The organism is Burkholderiaceae bacterium DAT-1 (assembly GCA_019084025.1).
Taxonomy (GTDB): domain Bacteria; phylum Pseudomonadota; class Gammaproteobacteria; order Burkholderiales; family Chitinimonadaceae; genus DAT-1.
Window position 1 is genome coordinate 193,045 of record JAHRBI010000001.1, and the last position, 16,011, is coordinate 209,055.

Annotated in this window: 14 protein-coding genes and 1 pseudogene; 7 read left to right on the forward strand and 8 right to left on the reverse strand. The window is 57.1% G+C overall.

All coding sequences use genetic code 11. The features are described from left to right. Positions 1–48 precede the first annotated feature (48 nt). The 5 genes and pseudogenes from KSF73_00835 to KSF73_00855 form a co-directional block, all read right to left on the reverse strand. A complete protein-coding gene (locus tag KSF73_00835) occupies positions 49–1,962 on the reverse strand; it encodes a TonB-dependent receptor (protein ID MBV1774251.1) in 1,914 nt (637 codons plus the stop codon). Between the two features lie 43 nt (positions 1,963–2,005). After that, a pseudogene (locus tag KSF73_00840) lies at positions 2,006–2,382 on the reverse strand (copper uptake system-associated protein). A gap of 178 nt (positions 2,383–2,560) precedes the next feature. Continuing rightward, positions 2,561–2,953 (reverse strand): DUF2946 domain-containing protein, encoded by a 393-nt coding sequence (locus tag KSF73_00845; GenBank protein MBV1774252.1) that lies wholly within the window; start codon positions 2,951–2,953, stop codon positions 2,561–2,563. A gap of 46 nt (positions 2,954–2,999) precedes the next feature. Then, entirely contained in the window at positions 3,000–3,254 is a 255-nt protein-coding gene (locus KSF73_00850; protein ID MBV1774253.1) for a SemiSWEET transporter, read from the reverse strand. Between the two features lie 6 nt (positions 3,255–3,260). Then, the gene (locus KSF73_00855; GenBank protein MBV1774254.1) at positions 3,261–3,554 is read right to left on the reverse strand and encodes a hypothetical protein; all 294 of its coding nucleotides are present in this window, start codon (positions 3,552–3,554) and stop codon (positions 3,261–3,263) included. Positions 3,555–3,677: 123 nt separating this feature from the next. On the opposite strand from KSF73_00855, the gene KSF73_00860 reads away from it, so the two are divergent. The 3 genes from KSF73_00860 to KSF73_00870 all read left to right on the forward strand — a co-directional run bounded on the left by KSF73_00860 (position 3,678) and on the right by KSF73_00870 (position 6,930). Continuing rightward, positions 3,678–4,058, forward strand: a complete 381-nt coding sequence (locus tag KSF73_00860) for a DUF2946 domain-containing protein (GenBank protein MBV1774255.1) — start codon at positions 3,678–3,680, stop codon at positions 4,056–4,058. A gap of 128 nt (positions 4,059–4,186) precedes the next feature. After that, positions 4,187–4,825: a hypothetical protein gene (locus tag KSF73_00865; protein MBV1774256.1), complete on the forward strand. Its 639-nt coding sequence runs from the start codon at positions 4,187–4,189 to the stop codon at positions 4,823–4,825. Positions 4,826–4,839: 14 nt separating this feature from the next. Further along, complete coding sequence (locus KSF73_00870) at positions 4,840–6,930, forward strand: TonB-dependent receptor (protein ID MBV1774257.1); 2,091 nt, start codon at positions 4,840–4,842, stop codon at positions 6,928–6,930. Here the strand turns inward: KSF73_00870 and KSF73_00875 are convergent. Further along, the gene (locus KSF73_00875) at positions 6,927–10,262 is read right to left on the reverse strand and encodes a PAS domain S-box protein (protein MBV1774258.1); all 3,336 of its coding nucleotides are present in this window, start codon (positions 10,260–10,262) and stop codon (positions 6,927–6,929) included. The two genes, KSF73_00870 and KSF73_00875, sit on opposite strands and share 4 nt — an antisense overlap. 187 nt (positions 10,263–10,449) lie before the next feature. Here KSF73_00875 and KSF73_00880 point away from each other — a divergent pair, with 187 nt between their 5' ends. Continuing rightward, positions 10,450–12,000, forward strand: coding sequence for a hypothetical protein (locus KSF73_00880; GenBank protein ID MBV1774259.1), 1,551 nt, complete (start codon positions 10,450–10,452; stop codon positions 11,998–12,000). A 21-nt stretch (positions 12,001–12,021) separates the two neighbouring features. On the opposite strand, the gene KSF73_00885 is transcribed toward KSF73_00880, so the two are convergent. Together KSF73_00885 and KSF73_00890 are read right to left on the reverse strand one after the other, a co-directional pair. Further along, the gene (locus tag KSF73_00885; protein MBV1774260.1) at positions 12,022–12,450 is read right to left on the reverse strand and encodes a ProQ/FinO family protein; all 429 of its coding nucleotides are present in this window, start codon (positions 12,448–12,450) and stop codon (positions 12,022–12,024) included. A gap of 136 nt (positions 12,451–12,586) precedes the next feature. Continuing rightward, entirely contained in the window at positions 12,587–13,096 is a 510-nt protein-coding gene (locus tag KSF73_00890) for a lipocalin family protein (GenBank protein MBV1774261.1), read from the reverse strand. Between the two features lie 346 nt (positions 13,097–13,442). Here KSF73_00890 and prpB point away from each other — a divergent pair, with 346 nt between their 5' ends. The 3 genes from prpB to prpC are packed head-to-tail and all read left to right on the forward strand — an operon-like array spanning position 13,443 to position 15,924. Next, positions 13,443–14,327: a methylisocitrate lyase gene (prpB, locus tag KSF73_00895; protein MBV1774262.1), complete on the forward strand. Its 885-nt coding sequence runs from the start codon at positions 13,443–13,445 to the stop codon at positions 14,325–14,327. A gap of 9 nt (positions 14,328–14,336) precedes the next feature. After that, entirely contained in the window at positions 14,337–14,750 is a 414-nt protein-coding gene (locus KSF73_00900; GenBank protein MBV1774263.1) for a hypothetical protein, read from the forward strand. Positions 14,751–14,772: 22 nt separating this feature from the next. Then, entirely contained in the window at positions 14,773–15,924 is a 1,152-nt protein-coding gene (gene prpC / locus KSF73_00905; protein ID MBV1774264.1) for a 2-methylcitrate synthase, read from the forward strand. Positions 15,925–16,011 lie beyond the last annotated feature (87 nt).

Below are 16,011 nucleotides of genomic sequence, written 5' to 3' on the forward strand. Positions count from 1 at the left end.
CTTCACAGCATGTCCCCTATCGCCCCTCAAGGTAAAGCGTATCGATCATCAGAACGACACACTTGCCCCCAGTTGCGCCCATCGTCCCGGCATAGGATAGCCGGGACGATAGCCATAATGCCTGTCGAACATATTCTCAATTGAAACAAAGATTTCACCCGTCTTGCCCAGCGCGGCCATTGGATAGGCAACCCGCGCATTGGCCACCGTAAAGCTGCCTACCTGTTCGGTATTGACCGCACCGGCAAATCGGGCACGATTCAGTGCCCAGACCTCAGACTGGTATTGCGCATCCAGCGCAACCGACACCACACCCACTTTGCCATTGACACCAAGCGTCAGTGCGCGCGAAGGGGTATAGGGCAGATGATCGATATCCGGACTCAGCCGCGTGAAACCGGCAAAAGCCGACCACTCTCGGGACAGCGTATAGCGCAGCGATGCCTCGAGCCCCTTCATGCGATAGGCACCCAGATTGATGAATTGTGGTGGCGGCGGCACATCCGGCGGAAAGCCGAATACATAGCGATGCTCCACCTTGTCCGAGAACAGGCTGAGATCCAGTTGTACGCCTGATTCCGGTTTCAGGCGGATGCCGGCTTCCGCATGCTGAAGGGTTTCCGGCTCCAGCTGCTTCCAGCTCTCGCCAAGCGGCGGAATCAGCGACGCCAGTAAAGGCGTTTCAAGGCCGGGGTAATTGATGCCCTTGGACACATTGGCAAACAGGGTAGTACTGTCAGACACCAGTGATACGCCGAATTGCCCGCTGGAGGCGGACTTGAACACATTGTGGCTATCGTGCCGGATTGCAGCCGATGGAATCACCTGCCACTGATCATTCAATTGCAATTGCTGACTGAACGCCGCCCACACCGATGTACGGGTAAAGTCAGGCGCGGTAAATCGGGCTTGCGGCGCCGGCGCAATGCGCTTGAACTGTGCCTCTCCGCCTAGCCGTTCATAATCCACGCCAGCCATGAGCAAGGCACCCTGCCAAGGCTGCAAAGATTCTTTCCAGCGCAATCCATTCATGGTGAAGTGGCTCAGCGTATCGCCATCTTGAGCGGGTTGATTGAGCCAATCGCCATCCCCTTGATTGCGGTATACCTTCACTTCGCCAGACCAGTCGCCATGCTGATGCGACATCTGCACCGATGCCAGCGTGGCACGCGTAACGTACTCAGGATGAACGGCTATAGGTGCGGCCCGCTCGTCACCCGGATCGCTGGCGGTATTGTCAACACTGAGTAAGTGGACGGCCATTGCCCAGTGATCATCCAGCCTGTAGGCAAACCTGCCCATGACATTCGCCAGCTTGCCGTTAGCGCCGTTTCGGTGTCCATCCGAACGCGCATATCCTTGTGCCAGCATAAAGTCAGTATCGCCTTGCTTACCAAGCAAGGTCGCCTGTTCTACGACCGTCGAAAAGCTACCCGCTGACAGGCGTGCATCCCCCTGAAATCCCTCGGTGCTTGCACGGCGAGACGTCAGATTCAAGGATGCAAAATGATTCCCATTTAACTGCAATTGCGGACTTTTAAAAACCGTAACCGACTGCATCCCGTTAATTGGTAGCAAATCCAGCAAAGGATGATTCCACAGCCCCATATAAAACGGCACGCCATCAATATAGGTTTTGATTTCGCTTCCCGGACGGCTCACGCCCATCCCGCGAATAAACACTGCGCCCCCCTGATCTCCGCCAAACGCCCCCACCGGGTTGTAGCGGGAAATCTGTACGCCGGGCGTTCGCCGCAACGCGGAAGCGGCATCCACCGCATTTTGGTCTCTCAGCTGCTTATCACTGACCACTGCGGATGTACCGGAAAATGCATCCAGACGAATGTCCTCGACAATCGGCCGGGCGATGACTTCAATCGTATCAACCGTCTGCACGTTGGGAGTCGAAGCAGGTATCTCTGCCACTGCAGGCAGCGTGATTGCGCACAGCGCAAGTGTCATGGGGTGAAGCTTGAACATAATGGATTCGCTCTTAGGCTGTAAATTAGTGATGCGCTTGATGGTGTGAATGGTCTACCTGAGGGCTGCCGAATAATGAAAACTGCCGGACACGCGCCGGATCGAATCGCTTTTCCGCTTCATTCAGCTGCTGAATCAAAGTCTTGGCATCAGATTCCGGCAGGCCGGCATCCTTCAGCTGTGCAAGCACTTTGAAGCCATCCCCGCCACATGCCACGATCGCCCACTTGCCACGATCCTTGCGCAACAGCGCCCGGCCACCGTGACTGCCCTGAATCCAATCGGCGAGCGCATAGGCAGCGGTATGCACCACAGGATCGATTTCGACCCGGGCATCCGGACGATCATAGGTATGTGCGATCAACTGGCGAATCTCGCCCGCCTCGTTGGCAGTCGCAGCATGGGATACGGGCATGCAGCAAAGCGCAGCCAGCACCAAAGCGGCACGGCCGCTGTGCAAAAGCAGTTTCATGGTATTTCCCGAATGGGACCGGCAACACGTGACAGCGCGAACGCCGGTCAGGTGGCAAAATCAGGGATGGTCCATATGGACTGCATCCCCGGACAAAGGCTGGCAGGGTTAAAGCGGAGGGGCACGACCCGGCGGCTGCAGGAATCGTGATAATGAGCGCACAGCAGGCGCAGCACGCTCGGCCGGATCGAGATGACGAAGGACATCATCCGGAATCCAGACATTGGACGGGGGCAATAATGCGTCGGATTGCGCATGCAGCATGCACCAGGGACAGACATCCCCGTGATCCAAGCCCGACGAACCCGATGAAGAGATGAGTTCATTTTTGCCGGAAAGGCTTTGGGTCACCGCTGTTTTGCCACCCACCACAGGGCTAGTACACATCGACATGCGCAGATACTGGGTGCCCGAGGTACGGGCGAGCGCAGGCATCACACTTGCAGACAACAGTGCGATTAGCGCTAACCAGCGTGCGAGGTGGGCGGGGAAACGGTGCATGGGCGTAGATTCTAGGTAAGGACAAGCTCACTTGTCCACGCCCATCTCAGCCAAACCGCCATTTCGCCACCAGGATGGCGCTCGACAGCACAAAGGTAATCGCGTTGTAGATGATGACAGGCCACGAAGCGATGTAGCAGCCATACACCAGCCACAACAGCAGCCCGGCATCAAGACATAGGTACATCGGCAGCGACAGATCGCGGGTATTGTGCGTGCGCCAGACGCGAATCACTTGAGGTACGAAGGCGATGGTGGTGGCAAAGCCCGCCACCATGCCGATCCATTCATACATCGGCATCTGCCATTACTCCGCCAGCAAGGCAGCAATGCGCCCGCGCGCGTCGGCGAATGCCGTATCCAGTGCGGTCAGTGTGGCTTTTCGGGCTGCGGGATCGGTCTCATCCATCATCACGCGCTCGATCACGTCAGACAGCATAAAGCGGCGCGTGAGGGTCAGTTCGTCGTCCGATTCCAGCCACCGCACCATTTCTTCGACGATGGCCTCGTCTTCGTAGTTGTTGAAGCTGACGCCCAGCTGGACAGCAGGTTGCGTCCAGACCTGCACAATGCCGTCCCGCGTTTGAATATCCTTGCTCATGATCGATGCCTTCTGTGAATAGCAACGCGCATCTTACCCGTAATTTGCGATACATCATGAAATCGCCACGCAAACCGCTCAGATCATGGACAGGTTCATTTGTTCCCGCCTAGAATGGTCGCCATGTCCAAGTTTCCCCACGCCCTTGCCCGCTGCCTGGCACTGATCGCGCTGATTGCCGCGAGCATGCTGCCTGCGTTTGCGCAGATGCGGAGTGGCGGAAACCAGTCTTTCAGTATCAGCTACTGCTCCAGCACGTCCACACGTGCCATTGCCATCGTGATTCCCGGCAAGCAGCAGGATGATCATACCGTCGACCATTTCGGCCAGTGTCCTTTCTGCGCTGCGCATACACACCTCGATGGGCTGCCTCCTGCGCGATCTGCATGGATTCCGCCAGAAGTACTCGATCACCTGACGCCTGAAGTCTCCGTCCTTCCGCTGCCGCTTGATGCGGTGCGCTACCGGCTGCCTGCCAGTCGAGCCCCACCTGCCCTGATCTGATTCCATAGCCTTGCTTTACCTGACTATCCGGCTGGAACCGGCTGGTTGCGTGAAGCCATGTCCATCTTGCGCCCGCCGGTTTCGCCCTGATGCAACCCGGCCTGCGCACGCAGATCAGAGGTCATATCATGTCAGATACATTTACAGGGCTGACTCGCGCCGTCCTACCCGGCGACATCCTGTTTCAGGCCGGCATCCACACACCGCCCCTGCTGGTTCAGTCCGGCCAGATCATGCTCGAAGACGCGGACGGCATTTTCGTACACCTCGCCCATCCGGGCGATGTGCTAGGCATCGAGTGCTACGGTGGCTTCACCAGCCGTTTCCGGGCGATTGCGATATCGTCCTGCATCATTTCCTCGCTGCCCGACGACCAGCGGCTGGCTGAAACCGGCTACCTGTTCGAAGCCTTGATGCGCCAGCAACAGCGTACGGCAGAGACCATGCGCCTTCGCACTGGCACCGCAACGGAGTGGGTGAAGCAGCTGATCTGCCAGCTCGGCCAGCGTGACGATGGCGTCGACCTGAGCCAGTGCCAGCTGCCCTCCCTGAAAACCATCTCGCACATGATCGATGTCGCGCCGGAAACCGTCTCCCGCATTCTCAGCGGGCTGCGCCGCAGTGCCGTACTCAAGGGCACCGCACGTACCGGCGCGACATTTGATCCTGATCATCTGAGCAACTACGAGCTGCCCAGCGAACAAATCTGGAAGCCCGGCACCCGCCGTCTGGCAAAACGGGCATCCGCCTCTCCCCTGTGTATTTAAGAAACGGTCTGACCATGAAGCACACCCCTCTTGCACTCAGCGCACTCGCGCTGGCCCTCCTGACGCTATTCGCCCATTCCGAAGACGATACCCGGCGAGTCGAACCCATTATCATCAATGGCGCCGTACCGGCTGCACCGCTCGCCAGCAGCTTTGGCGGCAGCGACAGCAATGCGCTGTTCAAAGGCACATCCGGCTTCGCCGCCTGGAGTGCGGGCGGGGTCGCCAGCCTGCCAGTTTTGCGCGGGCTGGCTGATGATCGCATCAAGGTGCTGATCGATGGTGCCGAAGCCACCTCCGCGTGTGGCAACCATATGAACCCGCCCCTATCCTACGCCGACCCAACCCAGATTCGCAGCGCCAAAGTCATTGCGGGCATCTCCCCCGTCAGCATGGGTGGCGATGCCATTGGCGGCGTCGTGTCGGTTGAAACCTTGGCGCCTGTCTTCGCACAGCGCGGCCTGACCACCAGCCAGACCATTATCGGACTGGCGCATCACAGCGTCGATCATGGTCACAGCGAAACCATCCATACGTCACTGGCCAATGATCACGTCAGCCTGAGCTACGCAGGCAGCCATCATGAAGCCAGCAGCTACAAGGATGGTGCGGGTAACAAGGTGCTGGATACGCTATTTGAAAGTACCAACCAGCAGCTGGTGCTCGGTGTGCGTGATGACAACTTCACCTATACGATTCGCGCTGGAGACCAGCACATCCCGTATCAAGGCTTTGCCAACGAGTACATGGACATGAGCGACAACAGCAGTCGCTTTGTTCAGGCCAATATGGTGGGCAAGTTTGCCTGGGGTACGCTGGACATCCGCGCCGATGGCCGCAATACCTTTCACGAAATGGGTTTCCCCAGCAATGAACGCATGGGCATGATGCCAATGAACACGCACGGCAGCGACGCGGGCTATCAGATCAAGGCCGAACTGCCCGCTTACGAGGGCACACTGCGTCTCGGCACCGAACTGCATCGCACCCATCTGGACGACTACTGGCCGGGCATGCCCATGTCCATGATGATGGGCCCGGACACCTATGAAAACATCAATGATGGCAGCCGAAACCGCACCGCCCTCTACGGCGAATGGGAAGGTAAAACCGGCGCTGCCCGCAGTCTGATCGGGGTAAGGTTTGAGTCGGTAGATAGTGAGACCGGCACCGTGCACGGTTACAACTGCGGCATGATGTGTGCGGGCGACGTCAAATCAGCCACCGCGTTCAACAGTGCAGATCGCCACAAGCGTGATAGCAATGTCGATCTCACCGCAATGACCACGCTTACGCTGAACGACAGCCATTCTCTTGAACTGGGTGTGGCGCGCAAAACTCGTTCGCCAAATCTGTACGAGCGCTATACATGGGGTCGCGGCCAGATGGCCATGATGATGACCGGCTGGTTTGGCGACGGCAATGGATATGCAGGCAATCTCAATCTGAAGCCGGAAGTAGCAAACACCCTGAATGCCAGCCTGATTCACAGCGCCAGCAACAGCGATCTGATGATCCGGATTTCGCCGTTCTATACCCGCATTAAAGATGCCATCGACGTCGATGTTGTTGGCACATTCAATCCTTACGGCAAGAAAAACGCCACCCGTGCCCTGCTGCAGTTCGCCAACCATGATGCCACCCTGTACGGGGTCAACCTGGCCGCATCCGGTACGCTGGCCAATCAATCGGCTATGGGCACAGTCGGTTTCGATCTGCGCATCGACCTCACCCGTGGCAAGCGCGATGATTCGGGCGACCTTTACCACATCATGCCCGCTAATATGCGGCTAGCGATTACCCAGACTGCAGGGGACTGGCATAACCATGTGGAATGGCAGCTGGTGGCCCAGAAGGATCATGTCGATGCACGTCGCTTCGAAGACAAAACGGCCGGATATGGCTTGCTGAATGTCGGTACGGAATACGCCGCCAGCAAAGACACCACCCTGATCGCGGGCGTACGCAATCTGCTTGATCGCAACTATGCATTGCCGCTGGGGGGGAGCAATCTGGCAGGATTGAAAATGAATCCTGCAGAAGGCTTGAACAGCTTGCGCGGACAGGGCAGATCGATTGATCTGGGCTTGCGGATCAGGTTCTAAGCGCGGGCGCTGCCGGGAGTGGATGCCAGATAGCGGTCCATTTCTGGCAGCAGCTGCAACAATTCATTTTCCAGACTGACCAGCAGCGAAGGGAGCCTATCAGCCTGTTTGCTGTTGGCGGCCATCTCCAGCGCAGATGCAGCATGAGCTGCTCGCTCGGCACCAATATTGCGCATGCTGCCTTTAAGGGTATGAGCTTGCAGGCGCAGTACCTCATACTGTCCTTCCCGAATCAGGCGCGCCAGTTCAACCGGGAAATCGGTGACCTGAACACGCGCCATCTCCATAGTCATGCGCAACAGATCATCCGCCTGATCCATGGTGGCCAATGCACTGCGGATATTCAGCACCTTATCAACGCCGGCCACTGGCGATGTCATGGCACGTGAAGTATCGCCTCCGGTTTCACGTTTGTCATCGCAGTGACGAATGGTCTGCAGCGTATCGAGCAATTCGCGACTTTTCACGGGTTTGGACAGATAGGCGTTCATCCCTGCGGCAATGCACGTTTCACGGAAGCCTTTGATCGCATGCGCCGTCAGGGCAATGACAGGCGTTTTCACGCCCATCTCCCGGATCGCCTGGGTCGCTTGAAACCCGTCCATCACAGGCATCTGCACATCCATCAGAATCACATCAAATCGCATCGCCTGAACGGCTTCCAATGCTTCCTGACCATTGCGTGCAAGCGTCACTTCATGCCCTGCTCCCTCCAGCACAGCCACGGCATAGGTCTGATTCACCGGATTATCTTCGGCCAGCAAGATGTTAAGGGGGCCACACACCTCTTGCTGCCGCGCCGTCTGGACAGTCGCACCTTGCACGCCGGAGGTATCGGACAATTCGCTCTGCTGTGACTCACTGACTCGACCAAAGCGCGCCATAAAGCTGAATGCACTGCCCTGTCCCGGTATGCTGTTCAGAATAATGTCCCCCTCCATCATCTGGACAAGTCGCCTGGCAATGGCCAGACCCAGCCCGGTTCCTCCATAGCGACGGGTGGTCGAACTATCTGCCTGAGTAAATGCATCAAAAATGCTCGCCTGACGCTCCGGTGCAATCCCTATACCCGTATCACTGACCACGAAGGACAGCAAGACGGCTTCGCCTTGTATATCGCCCAGATGCACACTGATATTGACCTCACCGTGCTCGGTAAATTTGATTGCATTACCCACCAGATTCATCAGAACCTGGGTCAGCCGTGTCGGATCGCCGAGGACATAGTCAGGCAGCCCCGGATCAAGCGTCAGATTGAGCCTGAGGCCTTTATGCTCGGCGCGCAGGCGTAAAGTCCGCCAGATCTGATCCATAAGCGCGGCTGGCATAAAGGGGATGATTTCCAGCTCGATCCGGTCTGCTTCGATTTTGGAGAAATCGAGGATGTCGTTGATCACCGCCAGCAAATTGTTGGCTGATAACATCACCAGATCGAGAAACTCGCGCTGCTGGCTATCCAGATCAGTGTCGAGCACAAGCTCGGTCATCCCCAGAATGCCATTCATTGGTGTGCGGATTTCATGAGACATCGCAGCGAGGAACTGACTTTTGGCCACATTGGCAGCCTCAGCCGCTTCCTTGGCTTTTTGCAATTCCAGCTCGTACTGCTTGCGCTCACTGATATCTTCAACAATCGACCAGACAAAGCGCTGGCCATTGCTACCGATCACCGTCACGCCGCTTTGCTGAACGGCCACCAGACTGCCATCGCGACGGATAAAGGCTTTTTCATACGGCCCGTAGCGTCCGGTCATTTCCAGCCTGTCCAGCTGCTCGGCTTCGGCGCGGGCAAACTGAGAAGGCGTCAGGGCCCAATAGTCCAGCTCGGCCAGTTCCTTTTGCGAATATCCGGTGATCTGCTGAAAGGCAGCGTTGAACTCGATCAGCCGGCCACTGACGTCATTGAGCGCAATCCCTACAGGTGACAGCTCGAATAGGCTACGCAGCTTCTCCTCACTCGCACGCAGGGCGAACTCGGTCTCTTTAAGTGAGGTAATGTCATACACAATTGAGTAAAACCCCTCGACCTCGCCATTCACCAGACTAGGAATAATTTCCGCTAGCAGATGGATGCATGCCCCTCCCGGCTGCACCACGGTTCGCTCGAAACGCTGTGGCTCTCCCCCCAGCGCCGCTAGGACATAGGGCAGACTGTCCTGATAGCGCGCTTCTCCCAGCAGTTCGGCCATGGATTTGCCGCAAATGTGTTCGCGCGGCATCTGAAACCAGCGTTCGTACTCACGATTGCAAAAGCGATTGATCTGATCGCGCCCCCAGTAGCCGATCATAGCGGGTGTATTGTCCAGCAGGGTATTCAGGTCATGCTCGTTTTCACGCAGACGCTTGCGTTGCAGCTCACTTTGCCGAAGGGATTTCAACAGCGATCTCCCCAGCAGCAATGAGACAAACGCCATAATCAGTATGGTTGATGCAGTGGCGCGGACTTCTCCATACCAATCTGCAAGGTACTCTGCACTGGCGACGCCCACCGTCACACTATAAGGAGACTGATGGACACGATGATAGGAATAGGTACGCTCGATGCCATCTGCAGGCGAAGCTGTTTTGTAGGTCAGGGAATCCAGTCCGGCCGCAAACGCGTGCTTCAGTTGCTGTGACGGTTTGCGGGAGTATGCATCAAGCTCTTGCCCTCTCTTGGGAATCGGGGCGCGGCTAATCATGGCAAGATCAGGATCGCGCATGACCACGACCCCCTGCTTACCCAGATCCACGGTGGTCAGGCGGCGCGCAAAGTAAATGCGCGAGGCCAGCGCCATGACCATGCCTGCCACGCTACCATCGGCGCGACGAAACGGCCGCACAAACACCACATGCAAGTCTTCTGCCCGCCGGCCGAGCACCACCTTGTGAATCAACATGGTTCGGGCATCGCCGAATTGCTTCATCAAAGGCTTCAGCCCGTATCGAGGCCAATCGACTTCGGCAGGCAAATCGGCACCCGGCAGAGGTGAATTCGCTGCGCGCGCCTTTTCTAGCGCAGCCTCATCCACCACGACAAAGGCCTCCAGCTCAGGCATGCGCAGAGCATGCCAATGCAGACGGGCACGCAGTCGATCCTGACTGAACTGGCCGCGCTGAAGCATATCTTCAATATCGTCGGCGAGTGCATCCAGGCTCAGATCAATTCGGTCGATATTGGCGCGCAGCCCTTGCTCGAGGGTGGCAGCGACATTTTCCGTCAGTTTGCCCGCACGGAATTCATATTGCCGCTTACTGGTGTACAGGGTATAGCCGCCAAACAACCCGACCAATACATTGGCCGTTACCAACGCCAGAATAATGATCACGCGCAGCTGCCGACCAGGTTTCATCTGGCAGCGCACCCGTCAATTGCTACACACAGGCTGATGATCGTACTCCTCAAACCAACTGTACAGTGCCGCTCTCCCCCTTTGAGCTTATGTCAGCCGGACAAATTTGCAATTCACATCCACGCTTGCCCTACAGTTTCCGGCGCAACGGTCGATATAACGGTCACGATACCGACGTGCGCCCATCATGCAGATTGCAAGCTCCACATCCAGCCTTGTGCCTCAGACCCAACTGACCACAAGCACACAACCCAAGTCCACCGGGGATCGCACACAGGCCAATCCATCGGATGGATCGCTGTCGAGTATTGTTGCGCTCAATCAGCCACTTGGTGACAAGCTGGTATATAGCCTGCCAAGTGCGGCACCGGTCAATGGGCAGGCATTGGTGTACGAGTCGGCCAAAGCCACTGGACTGGATGACAAATTAGGGGCAAATATCAAAGCAGGTACCCTGTCAGATCGATTCGCCGGATTGGGCAGCGCCATGCTGAGTGCACTGGCCAATGGGGAAGATCGGTTACAGCAATCCGTGGTGCGCTTCACCCCCAACCAGCGCGGCACTGAGCTCGACGATAGCTATAAAGTCAGCCAGCAATCCGTGCATGCCTCACCCGCCGCCAAAGTCGGTATGAGCATCCAGACCCGTAGCGGCACGCGCATCGAGTTACAGATTTCCGCGACAGACAACGCGCTGGCAATCAGCATGAGCAGCGAAGGCTCGCTGACGCCAGAAGAACGACAAGCGGTAACAAAGCTCTCGAGTGCTTTCCAGAAAGCAGTGGACGGCATGGCGCAGGTACCGCCGCAAGTCGATCTGAGTGCGCTGACCGGCTTTGATACACGTGTCATCAGCAATGTTGATCTCAATGCACACATGAACGATGGCAGCGGTACTGTGACCGACCTGCGTTTTTCCGCAACAGTCAGCTATCGCACCGTGAACATTCAAGCGGGTGATGGCAATGTGTATCTCAGCATCGATCCGGCCAGTGCTGCCATGGCAGGCAGCTTGGCGCAGCGTCAGGCCAGCGTAAACTCGCTACTGGATCAACTCACGCAAATGAGCCAGCGCAGCCCTGCGCAAAGTGGGCTCAACAATCTCTTTATGCAGGCATTTCGCGATCTACAGCTTGGAGATGCCAGCCTCGAGCCGCAAAACGGTGCATCCGCGACTCAAGCCACATCGCAGAATGAGGCGATTCCAGACACTGTGCGGCAGGCACTCAGTGGATTGCTGGACTTCCAGTCCAATCTGCAATTGACACCCGCATCGCCCAACCCACTCGATAGCAAGGAAGTTGATTTCTTCAGCTTGTCGTTCTCGCAAACTACGCGCATCAGCGGCAATGGCAGTTCGCTGTCAATCAGCCAGCAGCTGCAGATGAGCATGGAAGCCGCATATCATGGTGCGGCATCGGATCGCACCCCCATGACACTGGGAACCGATCGATCGGGTCAGAACTACGGCTATGTCAGGTTGAATGACACCGCCAGCAGTGCAGTGCGCATTGATCTCTCACCGGGCAATACGGATGCAACGGTGCATCGCAGCGCGACGCGCTGGACGGGCTCGAGTTTCCATGAAGGGGGAGATATCGTGTCGGTCAACACGCGGCCGGAACAGGCCAGTGACACCCGCAGTTTCAACGGGCTGGACGGCTTGCAGCAGGTCGCCAATGCGGCCATGCTGCTGGTAAATCCGGGTCTGCTGTCCAACAGCAAACCCGTTGTGTGATGCAAGGACCTAAAAGGACGCTTACTGGCGCTTGAACTTGTTGGCCAGATCGCTGATCTTGCTCTGCATCACTTCTTTGGCCTTGGCCTCACGCTCGGCTTCACGCTGGGCGCGCTCTGCCTCGCGGCGCTTGTCTGCGGCGCGTTTGGCGCGATCTTTCAGCGTGGTTGCCGCTACATCACGGTGCTCTTGTGTCAGCTCACCGGCCGGTTGGCCGTCCAGATCAAAGCGCTGTTCGGCCTTGACCGTCGCTTTCAGGTAGCGAGTCGAGCTGGTGTAGGCGTGCAGTGTCTTGCGCAGCGCAGGCACATCCACTTCCGGCATGCGTTCGATGATTTGCTTGTGGATACCCAGTGCCAGCGGCAAACCGTCCCGGAATACCGGAAAGGCCTCGATCAATGCGTCGAGCAAGGGATTCGGGCGGGCGGCTTTTGCGCGTGTTTCAGTCATGGACGTGATTGGAAGTACAGTTTCGGAAAGGCAGCAATTCTACACCTGATTCCCGAATTCCAAGCAGCATTTTCGTCGCATGAACTTTGGTTTTGCGACCATCCGGTCAGGCATCACACGGAAACCCGCCCCGTACCTAGTGTCCTTGCCGGGTATATTGCAGTCGTCCAATCTCGAAATGTTGCCGCGAGGCTGTATCCAGCGCCTCAAGCAGCATTGCTTGCGGCATGATCGGTGTCCGCGACAAGATCCATAGGTATTTACGATCAGGGTTGCCGACGACAGCCCAGCGGTATTCCGGATCCAGCCCGATAATCCAGTAATCCCCCCTGAACGGCCAGAAGAAGGTGACCTTCAGCTTGGCATTGCCTGTTCCGTCTTCCACAGTTGCAGTACCACTGGCGTGATCAATTTTGCCTTCGCTGGTTTTACATTCGTTGTCGACGCTGATCTTGCCACTGGGCAGCAAGGCATAGGTGGCGGTTGTATCACTGGCGCACTGGCGCTGGAAAAACATCGGGAACGAAGCAATTTCGTACCATTTGCCCAGATAACGCGATAAATCAACACGAGGAACCGTTTTGACCGGCTCGGTAGCCAGCACATTGCAGTGCATGCCGATCAGGCACGCCCCTGCCAGAATCATATTGCGGAGGTGACGCATGTAAAGCTTCATTCGAACCGGGTGGCAGACGGCGGAAAGTGTGCACGAAGGTTGCACTTAACACCACTCCAATACCAACTGTACTGTGGCAGATTACATCACTTTTAACAGTAAAATATTCTGGCTTCATATTTCATAAATGCAACACAATTTCACATCTGAAACATCACCTTCTCACCCCGATTTCTGACGCCCATCGCCACCCGCTTTAAATCAAGCACTTAGCCACCTATCCTGAGCACACCACCCGCTGGCACGCCCCTTGCAGTATCCCCGCATCGCGCGCCGACCTGACAGGCGCATCCAACCCAAGCACAGGAGCATCACCATGGCTCAATCCTCTGCAGGCCGTCGCTTTAGAGACGCGGTCGCTGCCGAATCCCCGCTGCAAATTGTCGGCGCCATCAATGCCTATGCCGCGATGCTGGCCGAACACAGTGGCTACAAGGCGCTGTATGTATCAGGCGGTGGCGTGGCCGCGTCCTCCTGCGGGATTCCCGATCTCGGCATCACCACGATGGAAGATGTGCTGATCGACGTGCGCCGCATCACTGACCGCACCCAGCTGCCAGTACTGGTCGACATCGACACCGGCTGGGGTGGCGCGTTCAATATCGCCCGCACCGTGCGTGAAATGATTCGTGCCGGCGCCGGTGCCGTGCATATCGAAGATCAGGTGCTGGCCAAGCGTTGCGGCCATCGTCCGAACAAGGCCATCGTCAGCCAGACTGAAATGGTCGACCGCATCAAGGCCGCTGTGGATGCCAAGACTGATTCAGAATTTGTGATCATGGCCCGCACCGATGCGCTGGCGGTGGAAGGCCTGAACGCCGCCATCGACCGTGCCTGCGCCTGCGTGGAAGCCGGTGCCGACATGATTTTCCCGGAAGCCATGGAAAGCCTGGAGATGTACCGCGCCTTTGTAGATGCCGTGAAGGTGCCGGTGCTGGCTAACATTACCGAATTCGGCAAGACCCCGCTGTTCACCCGCGACGAACTGGGTGCATCGGGCGTATCGATGATCCTCTACCCGCTGTCGGCCTTCCGCGCCATGTCGAAAGCTGCACTGAACGTGTACGAATCCATCCGCCGCGACGGCACCCAGCAAAACGTGGTCGACACCATGCAAACCCGCATGGAACTGTACGATCACCTCGGCTACCACGAATTCGAGCAGAAGCTGGATGCGCTGTATACGAAGGATGGGCAGTAAGGATTGCTCATGCAGACTCAATTGCCACTTACGCAACTGATTGATTTAGCCCTGTCCGGCGACATGACGTTTGAACGACTTGAGCAACTTGCCAGTCAATCATCGACTTCCGCACCAGAACTACTCAATCAATTGTCGATCTACGTGGCTAAATGTTATGCAACCGAGCAACTGGCGTATGACGAAGCAGATGCAGTGATGAACGCTGCATTCTGCCTGGCGACGAGCCCTGAGCTCTGGGCAGCTTATGATCGAACCGCCCCGGAGGACGTCATGAGGGTATACATGGCATTTGATGAGGGTGAATACCATCACCCTGATGATGCTCGCGACATAGACCCCGAAATTAAGTACACCAAGCCATTGATCACGCAGTTTTTACGCGACAAACAACTCACTTCCAAACACCAAGTCATCGAATAATCAAATTCAACCGGAGACCACCATGTCCGACACCACCTCCACCCTGCCGAAGCCCAAGAAATCCGTTGCCCTTTCGGGCGTCGCAGCGGGCAATACCGCGCTGTGTACCGTAGGCCGTACCGGTAACGATCTGCACTATCGTGGCTACGATATTCTCGATGTGGCGGATGCCTGCGAGTTCGAAGAAATCGCTTATCTGCTGGTGCATGGCAAGCTGCCGAACCAGGCTGAGTTGATCGGGTATAAGAAGAAGCTGAAGGCCCTGCGCGGCATTCCGCAATCGGTGAAGGCTGTGCTGGAAGCGCTGCCAGCCAATTCGCATCCGATGGACGTGATGCGCTCGGGCGTATCGGCACTCGGTTGCGCGCTGCCGGAAAAGGATGATCACAATACACCGGGCGCACGCGATATCGCTGATCGTCTGATGGCTTCGCTGGGTTCGATGCTGCTGTACTGGTACCACTTCAGCCACAACGGCAAGCGCATCGAAGTCGAAACCGACGACGACTCCATCGGCGGCCATTTCCTGCATCTGCTGCACGGCCAAAAGCCGAGCGATGCCTGGGTAAAGGCCATGCACACCTCGCTGGTGCTGTACGCCGAGCACGAATTCAATGCCTCGACCTTTACCGCCCGCGTGATCGCCGGTACTGGTTCGGACATGCACTCTGCCATCACCGGCGCAATTGGCGCCCTGCGTGGCCCCAAGCACGGTGGCGCCAATGAAGTGGCCTTCGAAGTACAGAAGCGCTATGAAAACCCGGACGAAGCCGAAGCCGACATCCGCGCCCGTGTGGAGCGCAAGGAAGTGGTGATCGGCTTTGGTCACCCGGTGTACACCATCGGCGATCCGCGCAACAAGGTGATCAAGGAAGTGGCGCGTACCCTGTCCGCACAAGCACAGGACATGAAAATGTTCGACATTGCCGAGCGCCTCGAAACCGTGATGTGGGACATCAAGAAGATGTTCCCGAACCTCGACTGGTTCAGCGCCGTGTCCTACCACATGATGGGCGTGCCCACCGCCATGTTCACCCCGCTGTTCGTGATCGCCCGCACCAGTGGCTGGGCAGCGCACGTGATCGAGCAACGCATCGACGGCAAGATCATCCGTCCGAGCGCGAATTACACCGGTCCGGAAAATCTGGAATTTGTGCCGATTGAAAAGCGCTAAACAACTGTAACAGTGAGGCATCCTGCAGTGCTCCGCCCGGGAAACCCGGGCGCATTCAGGATAGCTCAAATTTGACCACGCATTCTC